This is a genomic window from Streptomyces avicenniae (genome assembly GCF_000719135.1).
GTDB classification, from domain to species: domain Bacteria; phylum Actinomycetota; class Actinomycetes; order Streptomycetales; family Streptomycetaceae; genus Streptomyces; species Streptomyces avicenniae.
The window spans coordinates 142336-165002 of the sequence record NZ_JOEK01000009.1 but is presented as its reverse complement, the minus strand read 5'-3'; the positions used below and the strand labels follow the sequence as shown (position 1 = coordinate 165002).

The window sequence follows — 22667 nt, the reverse complement described above, 5'->3', positions numbered from 1 at the left end:
CCCGCCTGAAGTGCGAGCGACATTCTGCCAGTTGCAGAATGATCGCACGACGGGGCGGCGTACGCCGGTGGAACGGCGCTCCGGCCGCGCGCGGGGGCGCGCGCCGGGGCGCGCCCCGTCAGGCGGCTGTGCGGAACGGGCCGGTCACCTCGTACGTGACGCCGTCGTCGTTGCTGCCGCGCGCGCCGCGCTGGGAGGAGAAGTACAGCCGGTCGCCCGCCGGGCTGAAGGCCGGGCCGGTGATCTCCGAGCCGCCGTGTCCGCTGATCCGCAGGAACGGCGCCACGACGTCGTCCGGCGTGATGACGCAGATCTCCATCGTGCCGCCGTCCTCGGCGACGAACAGGTCGCCGCTGCCGGTGCCCGTGATGTTGTCCACGCCGGTGAGCGGCGGGGAGGTGACGAGGCTGTCGTCGTAGACGACGGCGAGGGTCGTCGTCCGTGTGTCGAGGGCCCAGACCCGGTTGTCGCCCTTGGTGGTGAAGTAGCAGAGCCCGCCGCGGTAGTAGCAGCCCTCGCCGCCGTTGAACACGCGCGTGCCGCTCACCTGGCGCCGCGTCTGGCGGCTCGCGGCCGACGGGTCGGGGACCGTGCGCCAGGCCGACGTGGCGCCGCTGCCCGTCAGGACCTGGAGCGTGCCGGACGACAGGTCGCCCCAGGTCTCGGGCACGAACCGGTAGAACGCGCCGTCCGGTTCGTCCTCCGTCAGGTACACGACGCGCAGGTCGGGGTCGCAGGCGGCGGCCTCGTGCTTGAAGCGGCCCATGGCGTCACGGCGCACGGCGTCCGCCTCGCCGTAGGGGTCCGTCTCGTACACGGCGCCGCGCGTCGTCTCCTCGCACGACAGCCAGGTGTCCCAGGGCGTCGCGCCGCCCGCGCAGTTGGTGGACGTGCCGGACAGGATGCCGTACGCGTCGGTGACCGTGCCGTCGGCGGCGAAGCGCAGGGCGCTCACGCCGCCCGCGCCCGAGCCCAGCTCGGCGTTGGAGACGTAGATCCAGCCGGAGCCGTCGGCGAAGCAGGCGCCGCCGTCCGGGGCGCCGTGCCACGTGTGTCCTGTCCCGGCGACCTCGCGGGCGGAGCGGGCGACGATCCGGCTCGTGAAGCCGCTGGGCAGGTGCAGGCCGTTGACGTCCGCGGGGCCCAGGGCTCCGTACGGCCCGGTGCCCGGCTGCGCCGGGTAGGCGAACGAGGCGCGGGTCATGGTGAAGCCGAGGACCACGGTGCCGGTGCCCGCGACGGCACCGCGCAAGAGGGAGCGGCGTTGCATGGCGATTCCTCCTGATGGCACGGGGTGGGGGTGCGGTGGCGCGCGTCACGGTGCGCCACCGGTCGTGCGCGCTCAGCTTAGGGGCGCGCGGGCCCGGCCCTGAAGCCACCGGCGCGCGAACTCCCGGCGGCGTCACGCCGACGACCTGACGACGTGGCGACATGACGTCCGCGCCCCGCCCGCCGTCCGGCCACCCAGGGACGCCGGGCGGCGTACGGAGGGCCGCTCCCGTCCCGAGCGACCGACCTCGGCGCACTCGTACAGGAACGGATGCCCCCGGATCGCCGCCCGACGCCTCCCGTCACGTCAGGTGTGTCAGGCGTCCCACCGCCCGCTGTAGTGGCGCAGGTCGTCACCCGGGCCACTGGACGGGAAGTGTCCTGCCCACTCGGCCACCCCCGACGGCCGAAGCCCCTCGGCCAGTCCCGCGGCGGCCAGGCCCGGCAGCCCGTCCACCCGCTGCCACAGCTCCGCCCACTGCTCGTACCGCAGGGACAGGTAGAGCAGGCCCTTCATCTCCGCGACCACCTCGATGTCGCGCACCGACGCGCCGGACAGGTCCAGGCCGTACACCTTGGGGCACTCGCGCAACGGGGCCAACTCCACCGGCCGGGCGTCCCGTATCTTCACGGTGCGCAGCGTCGGATGCCCGGCCAGCGGGGCGAGGTCGGCGGCGTGCAGGCCGAGTTCGAGCGCTTCGACGGGTATGTCCCGCAGCGGCGTCAGATCGACGGGCACTCCCTGGTGCAGCGCCATCCGCCGCAGCCGCCGCGCGCCCCGCAGCGGCGCGAGATCCGTGTCCCGCTCGTCCCGGAGGCGGACCGTCTGGACCTCGTCGAGTGCCGCCGCGGCGGCGTCGGTGGTGAAGTGGCCGAGCGCCTCCGGGTGCCGGTCCGGCAGGTCGGCCTCCGTCCACAGATGACCGCTGTCGGCGTCGTACGTGTAGCTCCCCCGCTCCAGGGCCTCCAACTGGGACCTGAGCAGCGCGGTCACCGATTCGGCGACGTGCACGGCGCCCTCGCCGTAGTCGCGGCCGACCCGGATGACCTGGCCGGGCCGCCCGCCCGCGGCCGGGTCCATGTCCACGGCGAGGAAGTTGCCGCCGGTGTCGGTCGTGAACGGTATCCACCCCGGACGATCGACGGAACGCCGCACGGCCCCGAGCGGCCCGGCGTCGAGGCGTACCCGGTCGAGGCGGTGATAGCGCCAGGTCTCACCGGCGGCCCACCAGCGGGGCCCGGAGTGCAGCGAGACGACGTGATGCAGGCCGAACCAGTCGTGCCCGCACAGAAGCCCCTCCGCGTCGTCACCGTTCGCCACCGCGTAGAGCGCGCGCAGGTCGTCGGGGAGCGGAACGGGCACAGAGCCCTCCAACCGCGCGATCCGGGCGGCGTCCAGCGGCTCGGGAAGGGCACCCGCCGTCCCCTCGTCCCACCCGGTGTCCACCGTGCCCTGTCCCGAGATCTCCGCCCGCTTCCCCAGGTAGCGCCGCAGGACTTCGACCGCCTCGCGCGGATCACCGGCCTGAGTGGCGTCCAGGGGCCCGTCCTCGTCGTCGCCCGGGTCCGGGACGCGGACACCGGGCCTGAGGGCGTACACCAGGCCGCCGGTGTCCGAGCCCAGGTCCCTGCTGATCGCCCGGCTGGTGAACGCCTCGAATCCACCCCGGACATCGACGCTCACCTCGATGGCCAACTGGTCGGCCCCTGAATCGTCCAGCTCACTTACTTGGCGCAGTTCCGGCAGAAGCAGGAAGCCACCCGACCGCTCCCCGCCATCGGCCTGGTCGATCCACAGACCCGGGCCGCCCACCCCGTGCTCATGGGCCGAGGCGCTCAACCGCACGCGCGTCCAGTCCTCGGACGCCACCTCGGCCATCTGCCGCGCCACCGCGCCCAACAACTCCGCGACCGTCTGATCCTGCCCCGCCGACATCCGCGCCCCTCCCTGCGCCCGGCCCTCACGGCCGGGTTCCTCGCAAAGAGTCTTAACAGATGCCACTGACAACGGGTTTGCGCGGACGTCCCCGCGCCCGCGTCCCCGTGGCCCGTCACGCCCGTCACGCCCGTCACCGGGCGGCCGGGCGGGAGCGCGCGCGGCTGCCGGGTTCGCGCCCGCCGGGCGTACAGTGGTTCCCCTGTCGGGCACACGCCCCGCCGATCCCCCGGCAACCGCCGGAGCGGCCCGGAGGGTGGCGGCCCGGGCCCCGGTCCTTCCGACGGCCGCTCCCGGTCCCGAAGGGCGCGACGTCCAGTTTTTCGGACAGGGTGTCCTCGGGCCGTGTGCGACGGCCACAGTCGGGCACGCGGATGTGGACGGCAGGGGGAAGAACCATGGAGCGCAGGGGCGTGACGACGGAAGAAGTGGTGGGCGAGCACCTCGGACGAGCGGTGCCCACGAGCGCGGCGGCGGCGCGCCACCATGTCCAGCACCTGCTGCGCGGACTCCTCCCCGCCCCCGGCGTCGATCCCCGCGACGACCTGACGCTCGCCGACGTCCTCCTTGTCACGTCGGAGCTGGTCACCAACGCCATACGCCACGGCGGCGGGGTCACGCACTTCTCCGCCGAGGTCACCGACGACGGCCTGCACCTCTCCGTCGGCGACCGGAGCGACGCGGTCCCCCACACCACCCCGAGGACCGGCACGGACGGGCGCTTCGCCGTGGGTGGCTACGGCTGGCCGCTCATCCACCGCCTCGGCCGCGACGTCGCCGTCGTCCCGCTGCCGGGCGGCGGGAAGACCATCCGGGTCGTCGTCCCGCTCGGCTGAGCGCCGGGCACTGCGCACCGAGGGCTGAGCGCCGAGCCGTCAACGACACCGTCTCCGCGTCACCTTCACGATCCGTTCACGGCCACCCCACCCTCGCCGCCAGGGGTGCATTGCATGCCGGAGGCCGATGCGGGATGGTGGATTCCGGAAGACGCGCCGCGCCGCGCGCCAGGGTAGGCAAGAGAGGTGGTGGGGTCCCGCCCACGGTGGTACCCCGAGAGTGGACACGTCCGACATCCGTACCGACAGACCGTCCCATGCGGCCGACACCGGCAGCACGGTCGGTACCGTCGTCGCCCCGGGCGAGGCCGCCGCCTGGGAGGCAGCCCCCTGTCCCGCGCTCGTCGTGGACGGCTCGGGCACCGTCCGCCGCGCCAACGAGGCCGCCCGCAGGCTCCTTCCTGACGCCACGCCAGGCACACCCCTCCACCGCGCGGCCCCCGGCTGGCTCGTCACCGCCCACACCCGCGTCGGCCCCCGCGTCGCCACGCACGGCCCCGTCGCCGACCGCCACCTCACGGCCCACCCCACGCCAGGGGCCGACGGCGACATCGTCTGGTGGCTCGTGGACGACACCGACCGCCGCCACGCCGAGGAGGCCCTGCGCCGCGAACGCCGCCGCACCGCCTTCATGACCGAGGCGTCCGAGGCCCTGCTCGCCTCCCTCAACCTCGAACGCTGCTCCGAGGTCACCGCGCAGCTCGCCGCACGCCACCTCGCCGACGCCGCCGTCGTCGTGGCCCCGCCGACGGGCCGCCGCCTGCCCGTCACCTACTGCGATCCGGGCGGCGACGTCACCCACGGCCTCGTCCGCGCCGACCCCGACCAGGTGCCGGGGCTCGGCGAGGCGCTGAGCGGCTTCCCGCCCGTCCCCTCCCGCTGGATCGACCCCGCGTCCGCCCCGGCCTGGCTCCTACCGCCAGGATTCGACGGCGAGGCCGCGTCCCTCGTCATCACCCCGCTGCCGGGGCACGGCGTCCCGGCCGGGGCGCTCGTGCTCCTGCGGCGCGCGGGACGCGGCGTGTTCACCGAGGGCGAGGAGGAGACGGCCCGCCTGTTCGCCGCGCGCGCGGGCGTCGCGATCTCCGCCGCCCGCCTGTACGCCGAGCAGGCCGGGACGACCGCCACCCTCATGGAGGAGCTGCTGCCGCCCCGCCTCCGGCAGACGCACGGCGTCGAACTGGCCGGGGGCTACCGCGCCGCGCGCGCCGGGGAACGCGTCGGCGGCGACTTCTACGACGTCTACCGCGCGCCGAACGCCGAGCGCGAATCGCTCGTCGTCCTCGGCGACGTCTGCGGGAAGGGACTTGAGGCCGCCGTCCTCACCGGCAAGGTCAGGAACGCCCTCCAGACCCTCGCGCCGCTCTCCGTCGGCCACCAGCAGATCCTGGGCCTCCTCAACGAGGCGCTGCTCGACTCGCGGCACACCCGGTTCGTCACCCTCGTCCTCGCCTCCGTCCGGCGCGAGGCGGGCCGCGTCCGGCTGCGCCTGACCAGCGCCGGGCACCCGCCGCCGCTGCTCGTCCGGGCGGACGGCACGGTCACCGAGGCCGAGACGCAGGGCTCCCTCATCGGCGTCCTGCCCGAGGTGCGCTCCACCACCGCCGTCACCCACCTCGCCCCGGGCGAGACCGCGCTGCTGTTCACGGACGGCATCACCGAGGCGCGGGGCGGCCCGCTCGGGGACGAACTCTTCGGCGACGCCCGCCTGCGCGAAGCCCTCGGCCAGTGCGCGGGGATGCCAGCCGAGGCCGTCGTCGAGCGCGTCCAGATGCTCGCCTCCCAGTGGATCGGCGACCGGGGGCACGACGACATGGCCGTCGTCGCCATCACGGCGCCGCGCCACGCGCACCTGAGCGCGGTGGACGGCCACACCCCCGGCAGGTACACGGCATGACAGGCACGCCCCCCACCCCGCACGTCCCCGCCCGGCAGGCCCGGCAGGCCCGGCTGTACGCGGCGGCCCTCGCCGGGGACGAACCTGCGGCGACCGCCGTCGTACAGGACGCCCTCGCCGACGGCGCCGACCCCGAGGACGTCCTCCTCGACCTCATCGCCCCCGTCCAGCGCACGGTGGGGGAGGAGTGGGCCGCCGCGCGGATCACCGTCGCCCAGGAGCACGCCGCGTCCGCCGTCAACGAACGCGTCATCGGCGCGCTCGTCCGGCACGCCGCCCCCACGCCCGCCGCGCCGCGCCCCGGCGCGCGGCCCCGGCGCGTCACCGTCGCCTGCGTGGACGGCGAGTGGCACGCGCTGCCCGCGCGGCTGCTGACCGAAGTCCTGCGCCTGCGCGGCTGGGAGGCGGACTTCCTCGGCGCCCAGGTGCCCACCCCGCGCCTGGTCGAGCACGTCAACCTCACCGGGCCGCGCGCCGTCGCCCTCTCCGGCTCGCTCGCCACCCGGCTGCCCACCGCCCACGCGGCGATCGCCGCCTGCCAGGCCGTCGGCGTCCCCGTGCTCGCGGGCGGCGCCGCCTTCGGGCCCGACGGACGCTACGCCCGGCTGCTCGGCGCGGACATGTGGGCCCCGGACGCCCGTGCCGCCGCCGTCCTGCTCGCCGAGCACGAGCCCACCGCAGCCCGACGCCCCCACCCCGCCGCGCCGCCGCACCTCGCGGACCAGGAGTACACCCTCGTCGCCCGGTCCGCGCCGCAGCTCGTACGGGCCACCCTCGCCGGTCTCGAAGGCACCTTTCCCGCGTTCCGCGACTACAGCGCGCGGCAACGGCGCCACACCGCCGAGGACATCGCCCAGATCGTGGACTTCCTCGCCGCCTCGCTGTACGCCGACGACCCCAGGCTGCTCGTGGACTTCCTCCGCTGGACCGCCGACGTCCTCACCGCCCGCGGCGTCCCCGCCCACGCGCTGACGCCCACCCTCGACGTCCTCGCCGCCCGCCTCGCCGACTTCCCGCGGGCCGTACGGCACCTGTCCGAGGGGCGGTGGGCCGTGAGCGCCGCGCCGTCCGGCCCGGCCGGGCACTCCGGGCACTCCGGACACGGGGAGAGCAGGGGGACCGCATGACCACCCCGCCGCCCCGCGCCGTGACCGCCACGTCCCCCGGCCCGTTCACCGTCCGCCTCCAGGTCCACGGCGACCTCGACCGCGACACCGCCGACGAACTGCTCGAAGCCGTCACGGAACAGCTCGCCCGCCACGCAGGACTGCTGCACCTGCGCCTCGACTTCGCCCGGCTCGGCGACTGTGACGCGCTCGGCCTGTCCTGCCTGCTGATGATCCAGCGCCGCGCCGCTGCCGCACGCGTCCGTCTGCATCTCGACAACCGCACGCCGCGCCTCGACCAACTCCTGCGTACCACGGGCACGTTGCACCACCTCACGCCCGCGCCGCCGCGGACCGGGGAGCGCGGCCCCGTCCGGCCGAGACAGCAGGGCGGCGACCGCCCGGCGGCCGACTGACGAGGGCGCCGGAATTCCCGTCGAAAAAAAGAGGCATGGTCCTCCAGGACCCGGGTACGTGCCCGTTCAGGCACAACAGTCGAGCAGGTTTGGGGTGGACGCGATGGCAGCCGTGACGGCGACGACGACGCACTCGGTGACGGAGACCGCGCAGGACACGGCGCAGGCCCCCCTCCCGCAGATCGGTTCCCCGCAGAAGGTGGCCCCGCGCGACGCGAGGGAACTCTCCCGCGTCTTCTTCGCCCGGCTCGCCGTGCTCGAAGAGGGCACGCACGAATACCAGTACGCCCGTAACACGCTCATCGAGATGAACCTCTCGCTGGTCCGCTACGCCGCCACGCGCTTCCGCGGCCGGGGCGACCAGATGGAGGACATCGTCCAGGTCGGCACCATCGGCCTCATCAAGGCCATCGACCGCTTCGAGCTGTCCCGCGAGGTCGAGTTCACCTCCTTCGCGGTCCCCTACATCGTCGGCGAGATCAAGCGGTTCTTCCGCGACACCAGCTGGGCCGTGCACGTGCCGCGCCGCCTCCAGGAGGCCCGCGTCGAACTCGCCAAGGCCACCGAGGAACTGCGCACCCGCCTCGGGCGCACCCCGACCGTCGCCGAGCTGTCGGTGCTGATGAGCCTGCCGGAGTCCGAGGTCATCGAGGCCCGCAAGGCGTCCAACGGCTACCACTCGACGTCCCTCGACGCCACGCTCACCGGCGAGGCCGGGCTGGACGGCGAGGCCGTCCTCGCCGACTTCATCGGCCACGAGGACCCGGGGATGCAGCTGGTCGAGGACATCAGCACCCTCGCCCCCATGGTCAGCAAGCTCGGCGAGCGCGACCGCCGCATCCTCCACATGCGGTTCGTGGACGAGATGACGCAGGCGCAGATCGGCGAGGAGCTGGGCATCTCCCAGATGCACGTCTCCCGCCTCCTGACCCGCATCCTCACCCGGCTGCGGAAGGGCATGCTCGCCGTCAACTGAGCCGCGGAGCACCCACGCGACAGCCGACATCGGCACACCCGCGCACACCGGGACACCACCGGGGGACGCGTCCTCTTCCCTGACCGGGGAGGACACGTCCCCCGACCCGTGCGCGCCCGCACACGGCGCCGCCCGACGGCGCGAGGTCCCGCGACAGGAGGGGGGACGCGGTGTCCGCCGCGCCGATCGAGGACTACGCCCTGCTGGGCGACCTCCAGACCGCCGCACTCGTCAGCAGGGAAGGCTCCATCGACTGGCTCTGCCTGCCCCGCTTCGACTCGCCCGCCTGCTTCGCCGCCCTCCTGCACGACGAGAGCGCCGGACGCTGGCTCCTCGCCCCCGCCGCGGGCGGCAGGACCACGTCCCGCCGCTACGTCGGCGAGTCCCTGGTCCTGGAGAGCGAGTGGAGCACGCCCGAGGGCACCGTCCGCGTCCTCGACTGCATGCCGCCGCGCGGCGAGGCCGCCGACATCGTCCGCGTGGTCGAGGGCCGCTCGGGACGCGTGCCGATGCGCATGGACCTCGCCCTGCGCTTCGACTACGGCGCCCTCACCCCCTGGATACGCCGCGAGGACGGCGACCTGCGGGCCATCGCGGGCCCCGACGCCGCCTGGCTGCGCACCGACGCCCCCACCACCGTCACGGACGACGGCCGGATCACCGCCGAGTTCACCGTCACGGCCGGGCAGCGCGTGCCGTTCGTCCTCACGCACCAGGCGTCCCACCTGCCGCGCCCCGAGCCCGTGGACGGGCCCTGGGCCGTCGCCGACACGCGGCGCTTCTGGGAGTCCTGGATGGAGGGCTGCCGCTACGACGGCGGCTGGCAGGAGCCCGTACGCCGCTCCCTCATCACGCTGAAGGCCCTCACCTACCGGCCCACCGGCGGCATCCTCGCCGCCGCCACCACCTCCCTGCCGGAGGAACCGGGCGGCACCCGCAACTGGGACTACCGCTTCTGCTGGCTGCGCGACTCGACGTTCACCCTCCAGGCCCTGCTGGGCACCGGCTTCGTGGAGGAGGCCCGCGCCTGGCGCGAATGGCTGCTGCGCGCCGTCGCGGGCGACCCCGCCGACCTGCGGATCATGTACGGCCTCGACGGCACCCGCCGCATCCCCGAGACGACGCTCGACCGGCTCTCGGGACACCAGGGCAGCCGCCCCGTCCGGATCGGGAACGCGGCGGCCGACCAGTTCCAGCTGGACGTGTGGGGCGAGGTCCTGGACAGCCTGCACCTCGCCGAGGAGAGCGGCATCGACCCGGACGCCGACGCCCGGCGGATACAGCGCGCCCTCCTCGACCACCTGGAGGGCGCCTGGGACCGGCCGGACAACAGCCTGTGGGAAGTACGCGGCCCGCGGCGGCACTTCACCCATTCGAAGGTCATGGCCTGGGCCGGGCTCGACCGCGCCGTGCACTCCGCCCGCCGCCACGGCGACGACGCGCCGGTGGAACGCTGGGCCGCCCTGCGCGACCGCATCCACGCGGAGGTCTGCGCCGAGGGCTACGACGCCGAACGCAACACGTTCACCCAGTTCTACGGGTCACGCGGGCTCGACGCCGCCCTCCTGCTGCTGCCCCGCACCGGCTTCCTGCCCTGGGACGACCCGCGTGTGCGCGGCACCGTGGACGCCGTGCGCCGCGAACTGCACAGCGACGGCTTCGTCCTGCGCTACCGGCCCGAGGCGGACGGCGAGGTGGACGGACTGCCGGGCGGCGAGGGCGCGTTCGTCGCGTGCAGCTTCTGGCTCGCCGACGCGCTCCACGGCACCGGGCGCACCGCCGAGGCACGCGACCTCTTCGAGCGGCTGCTCGGCCTGCGCAACGACGTGGGACTCCTCAGCGAGGAGTACGACGTCGTGCGCGGGCACCACCTGGGGAACACACCCCAGGCGTTCAGCATGGTCGGGCTCGTCAACACGGCGCGCGCGCTCAGCGGTGAACGCATCACCACGCACACGCCGCACACGCCGCGTCCCGCGCGCGACGGCACACCCGTGCCCGCGCCCACGGGACAGCGGCGTCAGACGCCCGTCCGGTAGTACTCGTCCACCTGCGGTTCCGGCGAGACGGGCTCCATCCCCGCCCGCCGCAACTGCGCCGCCCACCGGTCGGACGTCGTCACGAAGGCGCGCAGCAGCGCCTCCAGCCGGGCCAACCGGGCGCGCTGCTCCCGGTTCTCCTCGCTGACGCGCTCCACGCTGGCCTGGAGCACGGCGAGATCGGCCCGCCGTTCGTCCGGCCCCGTCGTCACCAGTGCCGCACGGGTGTGCGCGTCCCCGGTGATCAGCGCCGCGGCCTTCGTCGCGCGTGCCGCGAGCCAGCCAGCCGCCAGCGCGCCGACAGGCCCGCCGATCGCCGCCACCGTCGTCCAAAGACTCATGCCGCCCCTTCCTTGACGGGACGCGCCGCCGGTACCGCCGGGGGAGCCGCCGCGAACTCCGGTATCGCACTGGCCCACATGATCACACCGACGTGTGACGACAGGTACCAGGCGGCGATCCATAGCCCCCTCGTGTACTCGCCCGCGAGCCCGGCGGCCACGTACGCCGTGGACCACACGGTCGGCGGCGCCAGCGCGGCGGCGAATCCAGGCCAGTCACGGCCGATCCGCACGGTCGCCGCCGCGACCGCCGCCACTCCCGCGACCACCCACATCCACGCCCAGTAGTGCACGGGCGCGACCTCCGTGAGGAGCGTGAGCCCTTGCGGGTTCGGCGCCGGATCGAGGACGAACTGGAGGCCCCAGATGATCTCCCCGGCCCCGACGATGACCAGAAGGGCGCCGCGGCGCCCGAGATGCCGCCGTATACGGGGGAACAGCATGGCGTGTCCGTTCTGTTGGAGTCACTCACTAGCTTATGTGCCACGGAGTAATCCCCCGGTAACGCCGTGTCGCCCTCCCGGGTGGGTGTCCCGCCGTCCCGGCCGCCGACGGCACGGCGCCCGGCCGCCGCGCGGGACGCACGGGACGGCCGAGGGCCGTGGGACGTACGGTTCCGGCCGCCCGTGGACGCGGGGCCGCCCTCTCCCGCCGGGTGCTTCGAGGCGCCGGGCGGACGCGCCGTGCGCGCCCCGCGTCCGACGGAAGATCCGACCGAGGAGCGGGGCCTCTACTGCGTCCGCGGTAGGCGAGGTGTCCACGTACGGAGGACGACGCGTCGCCCGGCAGGGGGCAGGATAGGTCGGCCGAGCGTTCCCCCGCACCCCTGGCCGCGCCGGAGCGGCGGCTGCGTACGGTGAAGGAGTGCGGATGATCCGGGATGTGTGGCGCGTGCTCCAGTCATGGCCGCGCGCGCGTGACGCGTTTCCCGCGCTGGTCGTCGTCGCCGTCGCGGTACCCGTGTCGATGGCCGGGACCTCCGGCGCGTGGCACGCGCCGCGCGAGGGCGTGGTGGCGTGGACGGCGCTCGCCTGTGTCCCGCTGGTGTGGCGCTCGCTGCTGCCCTGGCAGGTGACGGGCGCCGCGCTCGCCCTGGAGTACGCGCACGTCCTCGCCGTTCCGGAGGACGGGCTGTTGCCGGGCGCCAGCCTGGTCGCCCTGTTCACCGCCGCGTCCCACTCCTCCCGGCGGGTGGCCTGGTCGGCCGGTGTGGCGCTCGCGACCGCGACGACACTGCTCCTCGCGCTGGCCCGCTCCGAGCCGGTGCTCACGTCGGGCGGCGTCCTGGTCTTCGACCTCCTCGTCCTGGCCACGGCGCTGGGGGACACCTCGCGCTCGCGGCGCGCGTACGTGGCGGCGCTGCGGGAGCGTGCCGAGCGCGCGGAGCAGACGCGCGCCCTGGAAGCCGCCCGCCGCGTCACGCAGGAGCGGATGCGCATCGCGCGTGACCTCCACGACGTGGTCGCCCACCACATCACGCTGGTCAACGCCCAGGCCGGGGTGGCGCGGCACCTGTTCCGCAGCGACCCGCAGGCGGCCTACCTGGCGCTCGAACAGGTGCAGGACACCAGCAGGGCGGCGCTCGACGAACTGCGCGCCACCGTCGGCCTGCTGCGCCAGGACGGGGACCGGCCCGACCCGCGCACCCCGACGCCCGGCCTGGCAGACCTTGAGGAACTGGCCGGGTCCTTCCGGCACACCGGCCTGCCCGTGACCGTCACCCGCACCGGCGCCTCCCGCCCCTCGGCCCCCTCGGTTGACCTGGCCGCCTACCGGATCATCCAGGAGGCGCTGACCAACGTCGCCAAGCACGCCGGTCCCGCCACCGCGCACGTCCGTCTCGACTACGCGGAGGAGACCCTGCGCGTGACGGTGACCGACACCGGCCGCGGCCCCCTCACCTCCACGGGCGGCGGCGGCGCGGGCGGCCACGGCCTGATCGGCATGCGGGAGCGCGCCGCCGCCTTCGGCGGACGCCTGACCACCGGCCCCGCCCGGCCCCACGGATTCCGCGTCGAGGCCGACCTGCCCCTGCCCCCGGCCCCGGCCGCGGAGGCCGTCCGATGACGATCCGCGTCCTCCTCGCCGACGACCAGGCGCTGCTGCGCGGCACGTTCCGGCTCCTCATCGACCGCGAACCCGACATGGAGGTCGTCGCCGAGGCCGCCACCGGGCTGGAAGCCGTCGAACGGTCCAGGACGCACCGCGCCGACCTCGTGCTCATGGACATCCGCATGCCGGGCATGGACGGCATCGAGGCCACCGAACGCATCTGCCGTGACGAGGACCTCGCCGGGGTGAAGATCCTCGTCCTGACCACCTTCGAGACCGACGAGTACATCGTGGACGCCCTGCGCGCGGGCGCCAGCGGCTTCCTCGGCAAGGGCATCGACCCCGCGGAACTGCTGCGCGCCATCCGCACCGTCGTCTCGGGCGACGCCCTGCTCTCGCCCGTGGCGACACGGCGGCTGATCGCCCGGTTCGTCGCCCAGCCTGACACGCGCGACCGGTACGCCACCCACCGGCTCGACGCCCTGACCCCGCGCGAGCGGGAGGTGATGGTCCTCACCGCCCAGGGGCTGTCGAACCAGGACATCGCCCAGCGCCTCCACGTCACCCCCCTCACCGCGAAGACCCACGTCAACCGGGCCATGGCCAAGCTCGACGCCCGCGACCGGGCGCAGCTCGTCGTCATCGCCTACCGGACCGGCCTCGTCCACCCCTGAGGGGACGCCCGCCCGTCCGCCTGCTGCGTCCGCGGCAGGCCACATGTCTGCGGACGCGCGATGACGCGGCAGGGCACGGCACGGCAGCGTGGGGGACGTTCCCCCCACCCCACCGCACCGACCCCCGTCGCACCGACCTGACGAAAGACGTTCCACGACTTCATGGCTACCTTGCTCTACCGGCTCGGCCGGGCATCGTTCCGCCGCCGCGGGCGCGTGATCGCGCTGTGGCTCCTCCTCCTCGCCCTGCTCGGCGCAGGGGCCGCCGCCTTCAGCGGCGAGACCTCGGACGACTTCACCATGCCGGGCACCGAGTCCCAGGACGCCCTGGACGCCCTGGAACGCGACTTCCCGCAGGCCGCCGGGGCGGCGGGCACCGTCGTCGTGGCCGCGCCCGAGGGCGCGGCCCTGGACCAGGAGATGCTCGCGCCCCTGGTCCGTGACGCCGCCGCCATACCCGGAGTCGTCGCCGCGACCGACCCGTTCACCACCGGCGCCGTCTCCGAGGACGGCCGCCACGCGCTGATCCACGTCCAGTTCGACAGGGCCGCCGAGGACCTGTCCGCGGCGCAGACCGAGGCGTTCGAGCGCGTCGGTGCCGAGGCGCAGGGCCTGCGGGTCGAGCACAGCAGCGAGGCGCTGTCCGAGGAGGGCGTCCACATGGGCGCCACCGAGGTCGTCGGCGTGCTCGTCGCGGCGGTCGTGCTGGTCGTCACCTTCGGCTCGCTGGTCGCGGCGGGCATGACGCTGCTCAACGCGCTCGTCGGTGTGGGCGCCGGGATGGCCGGGCTGTTCGCGCTCAGCGGCGCGGTGGAGCTGACCTCGACCGCGCCCGTCCTCGCCCTGATGCTGGGCCTGGCCGTCGGCATCGACTACTCCCTGTTCCTGACCTCCCGCTACCGCCAGTACCTCACCGAGGGCATGGACCCCGAGGAGGCGGTCGGCCGCGCCACGGGCACCGCGGGGTCCGCCGTGGTCTTCGCCGGGGCCACCGTGGTCATCGCGCTGGGCGGCCTGTCGGTCGTCGGCATCCCGTTCCTGTCCGTGATGGGCCTGGCCGCGGCCGGGACCGTCGCCGTGGCCGTCCTGGTCGCCCTCACCCTGCTGCCCGCCGTCCTCGGCCTCGTCGGCCACCGGGTGCTCCCGCGGCGGCTCCGCAGCGGGCGGTCCGCCGGGCGGCCCGTGACCGAGGGCGCGGGCTTCGGCTGGGGCCGCCTCGTCACCCGCCTGCGGGTGCCGGTCCTGCTGGTCGGCGTGCTGGGCCTCGGCCTGCTCGCCCTGCCGGTGCAGGACATGCGCCTGGCCCTGCCCGACGCGTCCACCGCCGCCGAGGACTCGCCCGAGCGCCGCGCCTACGACCTCGTCGCCGAGGGCTTCGGCCCAGGACACAACGGCCGCCTCGTCGCCGTCGTCACGGCCGACAGCCCCGAGGCGACCCAGGAGGCCGCGCAACGGGCCATGGCCGCGATCGAGGGCACGGAGGGCGTCGCCGCGGTGACACCTCCCCAGGCCAACGCGCAGGGCACGACCGCCCTGCTCGACATCACCCCCGTCACCGGCCCGTCCGACGCGGCGACCGAGGACACCGTCCGCGCCGTCCGCGACCGGATCTCCGGCATCGAGGGCGCCGACTTCGCCCTGACCGGCACCACGGCCGTCGCCATCGACGTCTCGGGGAAGCTCGCCGACGCCCTGCCCGTCTACCTCCTCCTGGTCGTCGGCCTGTCCGTCCTGCTGCTGATGCTGGTCTTCCGCTCCGTGCTGGTGCCGCTGAAGGCCGCGGCGGGCTTCCTGCTCACCGTCGGCGCGACGTTCGGCATCACGGTCGCGGTCTTCCAGCAGGGCCACCTCGCCGACCTCGTCGGCCTGGACACCACGGGGCCGCTGATCAGCTTCCTGCCGATCCTGCTCATCGGCATCCTCTTCGGCCTGGCCATGGACTACGAGGTCTTCCTCGTGTCGCGCATGCGTGAGGACCACGTCCACGGCGCCGACCCCCAGCAGGCCACCGTCAACGGCGTCGGCCACAACAGCCGTGTCGTCACCGCCGCCGCCGTGATCATGATCGCGGTCTTCGCCGGGTTCATCTTCATGGACGACCCGGTCATCAAGTCCATCGGCTTCGCCCTGGCCGTCGGCGTCCTCATCGACGCCCTGATCGTCCGCCTGACGCTGGTGCCCGCGGCGATGTCCCTCCTCGGGCGTGCCGCCTGGTGGCTGCCCCGCCCGCTCGACCGGGCCCTGCCCGACCTCGACATCGAGGGCGAACGCCTCCAGCACCGGCTCGCCGCAGCCGCAGCCGCGCCCGAGAAGGAGCACGCGCGCCTCTGACGGGACGGACGCGCGGGCCCCGGCCCGTCCCACGGCGGACGCCGCCGCTACCAGGCCGCGGCCCGGAGCACGTCGAGGGCGATGTCCTGGACCGTGCGGCCGTCCGTCGGGATGCGGACGGTGCCCGCCGGGGCCCGCTCGTCCAGGTGCCGCGCCTTCCGCAGGCTCGACGCGAGGTGCGCGTCGAGCTGGGACCCGATCTCCCGCCCGGCGAGCCGCGCCCGCACGGTCGCCTCCTCGGCCGTGAGCAGGACGCGGGTGGACCTCACCGCGTCGCCGCCCATGGCCCGTCTGATCAGCGGCTCGTCCAGGACGCTCATGGTGTTGCTGTAGAGCAGGCGGCGCTGGCCGAGGGCCGCGTAGTTCGCCCAGAGCGCGGCGGTGTTCCGCTCCGTGATCGCCGAGCGGTCGGGGTCGTCGGCGGGGGCGGGGTGGATCTGGTCCATGTAGTCGCCCTCGATGAAGCAGTGCGCGGTGCCCCTTGCCCGGAGGGCCGCCGACACCTCCCACGCCACGCTCGTCTTCCCGACGCCCGCGCCGCCGCCGATGAGCAGGAGTTCATACGTCGTCATGGCCGGGAGCCTCGCAGGGCAAGGCCCGTGGTGGCACGCGGTTTTGCCCGGGTCAGCCGCCGCCCGCGAGCCCGTAGGCGAGGTCGGGCGAGAACACGCCGGGGGCGGCGGCGCAGCCGTCGGCCTCGCCCGGCGGCTTCACCCACAGGTAGGCGCCGATCGCGGCGTCGCCCGTGTCGGTGGTGGGCCGCTGGCCGAGGCGGCGTCCTGCCGGGTCGCACCACTCCTCGCCGACCGGGCCGTTCCCGTTGCGGCTGGTGTCGATCACGGCGTGCAGGCCGCCGCCGAGTGCGGCGAGGACGGCCTTGGCGTACGCCGTCTCGTCCGCAGTGGCGCGGAAGTTGGCGACGTTGGTGAAGATGCCGTCGGCGCCCTCCCGCGCGCCCGCGGCCCGGAGCCTCGCCGCCATGTCGGCGGGGTCGAGCCACTGGGAGTGGCCCGCGTCGAGGTAGACGCGGGCCCGGGGGGTTGGCGGCGTGGAGCGTGTCGGTGGCGCGGGCGAGGGCGGCGTCGCGCGCCTGCCGGGCGTCAGGCGCCATGCAGTCGTTCAGGGCGAGCGAGTCGGGTTCGAGGATCACGAGCACGGGGCGGCTGCCGAGCCCGGCGGCGAAACGTTCCATCCAGCCGTCGTACGCCGCGACGTCGGGGGCGCCGCCGCCCGAGTGGCCGCCGCAGTCGCGGCTGGGCAGGACGTAGCTGACCAGCACAGGCACCGTGCCCGCCGCCTCGGCCGCCGACGTCACCGACCGCACCTCGCCCGTGATCGAGTCCGGTTCGTACCGAGTGAACCAGACGCCCTGCGGGACGGCCGCGATCTCCTCGGCGATCACCGCGCGCCTGCTGTCCTCCGGATTGTCACCGACCCAACGGCCCGCCTGCGCCTGCGGATTCACGAAGAAGTCCGCCCGTACGGGCGGCGCGCCCCCGGCCGTGTCGTCCGCCGTGTCCTCCGGCGCACCGCCGCCCGCGTCCTCCCGCTCGCTCCCTGCGTCCGCGCCAGGACCGTCGCCCCCGGGCGACGCGGGGACGAGGGACTCGTCGGGCGACGGGGCCAGCAGCGCCTCGCGCGCCGGAGGCGCCGCGACGGGCGACGGCCTGCCGGGCGTGGCGCCCGCCACCGCCTGCGCGCCGCCCGTGCGCCCGTCGTCGCCCGACGTCACGACCACGGCGCCGCCCACGGCCACCACCCCGGCGACCCCGGCCGCCAGCAGAACCTTCGCGCGCGCGGACAGGGGACCACGGGCGTCGGGCGTTCGGTTCGCTCGCACAGCGGCGGAATCCTCCTCGGCCGGTGTACCCCGGGGCGCGTACGCCCCCTGCCGATCAGCTCAGCAGATCATTCACGTTCGCTGATCGCCCGTCAATCCCCGCCGGGACCGCCCCGGCTCCCGCGTGCCCATGGCGTTCACGAACCGGAAGGACCGGCGGCCTCCCGGCAGTTCGCCCCTGCCCGGGCGCGCCCGCGCCGCGACCGTCCGGCCGCGCGGGAGCCACGGCCGCGCGGCCACCCCGTGAGACCGTGGAACCGCTCCCGGCCCCCCACCGGCATCCCGGCCCACCCCCGGAGGACCCCGCGTGCCCACCCCCGACCACCGCCGCCTCGCGGCGCGCAGCCTCGCCGTCATCACCGGCCACCAGGACCCGGGCGGCGGCTACCCGGCCGCCCCCGACTACCCCGTCTATGGCTTCTCCTGGCTGCGCGACGGCTCGTTCATCGCCGAGGCGGCGTCCCGCGCGGGCGCGCCAGGGTCGGCGACGGCGTTCCACACCTGGTGCGCGCGGGCCGTCACCGAGCGCGCGGAGCGCGTCCGGCGGGTCGTCGCCGCGCGCCGCGCGGGCGAACGGCCCGCCGAGGGCGACTTCCTGCCGACGCGCTACACCCTCGACGGGCAGGACCCGGACGTCGCGGGCTGGGGCGAGTTCCAGACCGACGGCTACGGCACGTGGCTGTGGGCCCTCACCGCCCACCTGGAGCGGCACCGCCTCGACCCCGCCCCGTACCGCTCCGCCGTCACCCTCACCGTGGACTACCTGGCCGCCACCTGGGACCTGCCGTGCAACGACTGGTGGGAGGAGTCGGACGAGGAGCGGCACGGCTCCACCCTCGGCGCGATCCACGGCGGCCTCGCCGCCGCCGCCCGCGCGGGCCTGGCGGAACCGGCCGCCGTCACGCCCGTCCTCACCGCCCTCGGCCACCTCGTCGCCCGGCACGGCACGCACGAGGGGCGGCTCACGAAGTGGCTCGGCGGCGAGGCGGTGGACGCGAGCCTCCTCGCCTGCCTGACCCCGTTCTCGCTCACCGACCCGTACGGGCCCCTCGCGACCCGCACCGTCGCCGCCGTCGAACGGCAGCTCCTGGAGCCGGGCGGGGGAGTGCACCGCTACCGGGGCGACGTCTTCTACGGCGGCGGCCAGTGGCCGGTCCTGGCGGGCCTCCTCGGCTGGCACCACGCCCGCACCGGCCGCACGGCCGCCGCGCGCCGCCAGCTCGACTGGATCGCCGCGCAGGCCACGGGCGACGGGCTGCTGCCCGAACAGGCCCCGGGCGCACGGCTGTTGCACCCGGAGCACCTGGCGCGCTGGGTCGAGGAGTGGGGCCCGAACGCGACGCCGCTCCTGTGGTCCCACGCGATGTACCTGATCCTCGCCGACGCCCTCGACATCCGCCCCTGACCCGCCCGCCCCCCCCGGAGCGCGCTCAGCGCCCGGCCGGGCGGGCGCGGACATTGAGCATGTGCGCGGGACCTAGACCGGCAACGCACTGGATACATGCCCCTCTTCAGCTGCCGTCATCCAGTTGCCTGATGTGCCGGGTGCGTGAGAGGACCTGCTCGCTGCCGATGACATTGCCGCTGGTGATGACCAAGACATCCGCCAGAGGCATTGTCTTGGGAAACGAGGTCAGGTCGATGGTTCCCGGAAACGAAAAAACCAGTGTCCTGAGTTTATGGAAATTGGCCAACCATTCCCACGTGCAGTTCATTTCCGTCGATATCTTGAGGTGTGTCAAGCGGTTTGGGTTGCATGTGGACCGAAAGTCCTCGGGTGACATGGGGCCGGCTATCTCGATATGTGATCGTCCGCCATGAGGAGCGAGTAATGCAAGCTCTTGCCGACTTGTCACCGGGAAGTACATGCCGTGCTCGTCCACATGGGAAAGTACTTCTTCCATGTATCTTTCCGAATCGAAGCGCGCCCAGGATCTGATGAGCCGCGTCCTTATCGCGCTGTCCGTGAGAGAGCGATATTTGGCGAGAACTGGTATGGCTGCGTCCGTGGCAATGGTTGTCGCAGTCAGCACGATGTGGAACCGGTCGCTGTCGGTCAGCCCTTCGGGGCCGGGTAGTAGCTCCAGAACCACAGGTCCGACTTCTGCCAGTGCCCTCGCCTGGCTGATGGTCTTGGGCGGGATGAGCTGGGCGGCCCGCTTTTGAACCTCATGGCGTACGCCTGGGTCCAGTTCCGTGGCGTGTTCGAGGCAGGCTGCCGCCAGCAGATGGAGTCGTTCACGATCGGTCTTGGAGCTGTCACCCCGCCAGATGAGGGAGGTGAGCAGTCGGGACCGCTCATCGGGGCGGGCGTGTGCGACTGCCATCCGAACAACATCTTCCCATTGATCCAGATGGGCGTTCTTGACCATGTAGTCGAAATCAAGCGACTCTACCGCTGCTTTTGCTGCCAGGTAGTCCTGGAAAGTCCGGTGAATGAAATCAACTGTCTCATTGCTTGGTTCGCGGAGAAGACCACTTCGAATGATGAGGTAGCGGTAGATCTCCTGAGGGCTGCCTTGCTCGGCTATGGTGGGCATCGTCGGAAGTGCGCGACACAGCAGGTCCATCGCGTCGGACCTGTCTATCTCCGAACGCCCGTTGCGGATCATCCAGTAGGCGATTCTCTGTATCAGTTGAACTTGAGGCGCTTCACTCATGCGGAAGTCGCCCAGCTGGTGAATCCCGCGTTCCCGATCGCGCCTGGAGAGCAGCATGGAAAGTGCGGCGTCGTAGAGTTCTTTGCGGCCATCGGGAAGGTAGCCCCGCCGGTCGCGGTGCAGTGCGCAGATCAGCCCACACATCAGAGGATTGATTGCCAGTCGGCCCAGGTCCTGTTTGGTCCACAGGACTTGGAGCAGTGAACGGGCGTACGAGTCGCCGACGCCCGCCGCGCTGTGCCAACGAAACACGAATGAGGCAACGTTCTCTCGTGACATCGGGGCGAGGTCGAATTCGGTGAAGTCTTCGGTTCCAAGCCAGTCGTGACGTACTGCTGACGGCCTCGAAGTGATCAGCCATCGATTTCCGGGATAGGCGTGCAGTAGTCGTCGAAGCCACTGCCTGACGGGGCCGCGCTCATTCTCGGGAACCTCATCGATTCCATCGACCAGTACCAGCCCTCTCCTTGAGGTGAGGACTCGGTCCGGCCAGCCGATCGGCTGGGCCGATGCTATAGGGCATCCGACAGAGGCGAGGAACTGATCCGGTCCCGGCAGGTTGGCGCCACCGCGGGTGAGCGTACGTAGCGGTAGCACGAAAGGGATCAGGCCGTGCAAGTGGAGTAGGTTCTGATCGAATTCGTTGCGTGCGGAGGTGACGGCGAGCCACTGGACCAGTGTCGTCTTGCCCGACCCCGCCACCCCTCGCAGAAGCACACGGCTTCGCCTCGCGAGCACCTGCTCCGCAGGGAGGAAGGCGGGGTCTTCGTTCGTCGAGCTGGGAGCTGCGTCAAGGCTCAGGTAGGCCGCGTCCATCGGCCATCGCTCGGGAGCGTCGGTCAGATTGAGGCCGAAGATCGACAACTCGTTGTACGTCCTCGCCACGTAGGACCCGTAGCGTGTCTCGAAGCTGTCATCCCCAGGGGAGGACGTACGGGAAATTACTTCGTCGATCTTGGTTAATAACTCATGTATCTGACGGCTCTGTTCGACAAGAGTCCGGGCCACGAAGGTGGAGCGCCGTGTAAAGAAGTTCAGGATGTGCAGAGATGCTGTGTCGAGCACCCTCTCGTAGAAGACGACCGCGTCTCTTGACAGTCCCACAGTCGTACTCGGAGTCCGGGCATGAAGGCGTTGCGCAAATGCGCGGTGTCCGAGATTGACGGCTTGCGCGTCATCCATGTCGAGGCTTCCGAGCGCCCGTAAGGAGTATGTGAGGGCATTCTCCACGGCGCGCAACTCGTAGTCCGGTAGCTTCTCGTGCGGTCCGATCGCGTGACTCGTGCGTTCGACCAGCTCTTTGGAGATGGAGCGGAAGTCGCGTTCTGTCAAAGTGCGCTTCTGGCCCTGAAAGGAGACGAGGGATCCGATTCGCATCGGTTTGTCAACCAGGCCGGCCCCGGCTTCGTCGGTGCGGAAGAGTCTCTTCACCAGTGGAGCTACGAAACCTGATGTAAGCCGAGCGCCAATCAGTGCCGGATCCATGTTCCCCTGCTTCTCAGCGGCTTGCGTATCGGCATGGTATCGACACGTCTCTTCCGTGTCCCGCGCATCCGAGTTTCTCTGCCTTCTGGCATATGCCTTCCGAGGACTCCCGGGCCGCCATCGGTTCTGAGATGTGCTGTCGAGCGCCCGCCCCCCACGGAGCGCGCTCAGCGCCCGGCCGGGCGGGCGCGGACGTGGACGCGTTCGCCCTGCTTCCCGAAGAGGGACAGCACCTCGACCGGCCCGGGGCCCGCGCTCACGAACCCGTGCGGCACCCGGGTGTCGAACTCGGCGGCCTCCCCGGCCGTCAGCACCATGTCGTGCTCGCCCAGCGCGAGCCGCAGCTCCCCGGCCAGCACGTACAGCCACTCGTAGCCCTCGTGCACGCGCTGCTCGGGGCGCGGGTCGTCCCGCGAGCCGCCGCCCGGGATGATCATCTTGTACGCCAGCAGCCCGCCCACGTTCCGCCCCAGCGGCACGAACGTCCTGCCGTGCCGCACGAACGGGCGCGGGTGGATGCGCGGGTCGCCGGTGGGCGGCGCGCCGACCAGCTCGTCCAGCGGCACGCCGTACGTCCGCGCCAGTGGCAGCAGCAGTTCGAGCGTCGGCCTGCGCTGCCCCGACTCCAGCCGCGACAGGGTGCTCTGCGAGATGCCGGTCCCGGCGCTCAGCGCGGCGAGGGTGAGCCCCCGGTCCGACCGCAGGGCGCGCAGCCGGGGGCCCACGGTGCTCAGTACATGCGTCAGGTCGTCGTCCGCCACGCCCTCTATTTGCCGACCCGGCAACAAGGTTTGTCAAATGATGAGGGC

Annotated in this window: 18 protein-coding genes and 1 pseudogene; 10 read left to right on the top strand and 9 right to left on the bottom strand. The window is 73.1% G+C overall.

All coding sequences use genetic code 11. From position 1 onward, the window contains the following. Window positions 1-118: 118 nt before the first annotated feature. Both IF27_RS15780 and IF27_RS15775 read right to left on the bottom strand, forming a co-directional pair. Window positions 119-1270 (bottom strand): alkaline phosphatase PhoX, encoded by a 1152-nt coding sequence (locus IF27_RS15780; protein WP_052850226.1) that lies wholly within the window; start codon window positions 1268-1270, stop codon window positions 119-121. A 315-nt stretch (window positions 1271-1585) separates the two neighbouring features. After that, the gene (locus IF27_RS15775) at window positions 1586-3205 is read right to left on the bottom strand and encodes an SMI1/KNR4 family protein (protein ID WP_052850225.1); all 1620 of its coding nucleotides are present in this window, start codon (window positions 3203-3205) and stop codon (window positions 1586-1588) included. Window positions 3206-3618: 413 nt separating this feature from the next. On the opposite strand from IF27_RS15775, the gene IF27_RS15770 reads away from it, so the two are divergent. The 6 genes from IF27_RS15770 to IF27_RS15745 all read left to right on the top strand — a co-directional run bounded on the left by IF27_RS15770 (window position 3619) and on the right by IF27_RS15745 (window position 10475). Beyond that, complete coding sequence (locus IF27_RS15770) at window positions 3619-4041, top strand: ATP-binding protein (RefSeq protein WP_223291072.1); 423 nt, start codon at window positions 3619-3621, stop codon at window positions 4039-4041. A gap of 220 nt (window positions 4042-4261) precedes the next feature. Next, on the top strand, window positions 4262-5938 hold the full coding sequence (locus tag IF27_RS15765) for a PP2C family protein-serine/threonine phosphatase (RefSeq protein ID WP_420822016.1): 1677 nt from the start codon (window positions 4262-4264) through the stop codon (window positions 5936-5938). Further along, window positions 5935-7065: a cobalamin B12-binding domain-containing protein gene (locus IF27_RS15760; RefSeq protein ID WP_052850223.1), complete on the top strand. Its 1131-nt coding sequence runs from the start codon at window positions 5935-5937 to the stop codon at window positions 7063-7065. Before IF27_RS15765 ends, IF27_RS15760 begins: the two co-directional genes overlap by 4 nt. After that, entirely contained in the window at window positions 7062-7460 is a 399-nt protein-coding gene (locus tag IF27_RS15755; RefSeq protein ID WP_052850222.1) for an STAS domain-containing protein, read from the top strand. Before IF27_RS15760 ends, IF27_RS15755 begins: the two co-directional genes overlap by 4 nt. Before the next feature lie 103 nt (window positions 7461-7563). Further along, window positions 7564-8436: an RNA polymerase sigma factor SigF gene (locus IF27_RS15750; protein ID WP_052850643.1), complete on the top strand. Its 873-nt coding sequence runs from the start codon at window positions 7564-7566 to the stop codon at window positions 8434-8436. Between the two features lie 170 nt (window positions 8437-8606). After that, window positions 8607-10475 carry a glycoside hydrolase family 15 protein gene (locus IF27_RS15745; RefSeq protein WP_052850221.1) on the top strand — a complete coding sequence of 623 codons (1869 nt, stop codon included), beginning with the start codon at window positions 8607-8609 and terminating at the stop codon, window positions 10473-10475. Here IF27_RS15745 and IF27_RS15740 read toward each other — a convergent pair. Further along, window positions 10457-10816, bottom strand: a complete 360-nt coding sequence (locus IF27_RS15740) for a hypothetical protein (protein ID WP_052850220.1) — start codon at window positions 10814-10816, stop codon at window positions 10457-10459. The genes IF27_RS15745 and IF27_RS15740 overlap by 19 nt on opposite strands. Beyond that, on the bottom strand, window positions 10813-11259 hold the full coding sequence (locus IF27_RS15735; protein WP_052850219.1) for a hypothetical protein: 447 nt from the start codon (window positions 11257-11259) through the stop codon (window positions 10813-10815). Before IF27_RS15735 ends, IF27_RS15740 begins: the two co-directional genes overlap by 4 nt. Before the next feature lie 427 nt (window positions 11260-11686). On the opposite strand from IF27_RS15735, the gene IF27_RS15730 reads away from it, so the two are divergent. The 3 genes from IF27_RS15730 to IF27_RS15720 all read left to right on the top strand — a co-directional run bounded on the left by IF27_RS15730 (window position 11687) and on the right by IF27_RS15720 (window position 15873). Beyond that, on the top strand, window positions 11687-12883 hold the full coding sequence (locus IF27_RS15730) for a sensor histidine kinase (protein WP_052850218.1): 1197 nt from the start codon (window positions 11687-11689) through the stop codon (window positions 12881-12883). Beyond that, window positions 12880-13542, top strand: a complete 663-nt coding sequence (locus IF27_RS15725) for a response regulator (RefSeq protein ID WP_052850217.1) — start codon at window positions 12880-12882, stop codon at window positions 13540-13542. The genes IF27_RS15730 and IF27_RS15725 overlap by 4 nt, the downstream gene beginning before the upstream one ends. A gap of 162 nt (window positions 13543-13704) precedes the next feature. Then, the gene (locus tag IF27_RS15720; RefSeq protein ID WP_052850216.1) at window positions 13705-15873 is read left to right on the top strand and encodes an MMPL family transporter; all 2169 of its coding nucleotides are present in this window, start codon (window positions 13705-13707) and stop codon (window positions 15871-15873) included. Between the two features lie 47 nt (window positions 15874-15920). Here the strand turns inward: IF27_RS15720 and IF27_RS15715 are convergent, their stop codons facing one another. The 3 genes and pseudogenes from IF27_RS15715 to IF27_RS31950 form a co-directional block, all read right to left on the bottom strand. Beyond that, window positions 15921-16445, bottom strand: coding sequence for a hypothetical protein (locus tag IF27_RS15715; RefSeq protein WP_052850215.1), 525 nt, complete (start codon window positions 16443-16445; stop codon window positions 15921-15923). Window positions 16446-16497: 52 nt separating this feature from the next. Continuing rightward, the gene (locus tag IF27_RS31955; protein WP_338058209.1) at window positions 16498-16854 is read right to left on the bottom strand and encodes a glycoside hydrolase family 6 protein; all 357 of its coding nucleotides are present in this window, start codon (window positions 16852-16854) and stop codon (window positions 16498-16500) included. 124 nt (window positions 16855-16978) lie between these two features. Then, window positions 16979-17275, bottom strand: a pseudogene (locus IF27_RS31950) (glycoside hydrolase family 6 protein); the annotation flags it as partial. A gap of 745 nt (window positions 17276-18020) precedes the next feature. Here IF27_RS31950 and IF27_RS15705 point away from each other — a divergent pair. Next, on the top strand, window positions 18021-19118 hold the full coding sequence (locus IF27_RS15705) for a glycoside hydrolase family 15 protein (RefSeq protein WP_052850214.1): 1098 nt from the start codon (window positions 18021-18023) through the stop codon (window positions 19116-19118). Window positions 19119-19224: 106 nt separating this feature from the next. Here IF27_RS15705 and IF27_RS15700 read toward each other — a convergent pair whose 3' ends face one another. Both IF27_RS15700 and IF27_RS15695 read right to left on the bottom strand, forming a co-directional pair. Continuing rightward, window positions 19225-21858: an NACHT domain-containing protein gene (locus tag IF27_RS15700; protein WP_110945943.1), complete on the bottom strand. Its 2634-nt coding sequence runs from the start codon at window positions 21856-21858 to the stop codon at window positions 19225-19227. 167 nt (window positions 21859-22025) lie between these two features. Next, entirely contained in the window at window positions 22026-22619 is a 594-nt protein-coding gene (locus tag IF27_RS15695) for a helix-turn-helix domain-containing protein (RefSeq protein WP_052850213.1), read from the bottom strand. Window positions 22620-22667 lie beyond the last annotated feature (48 nt).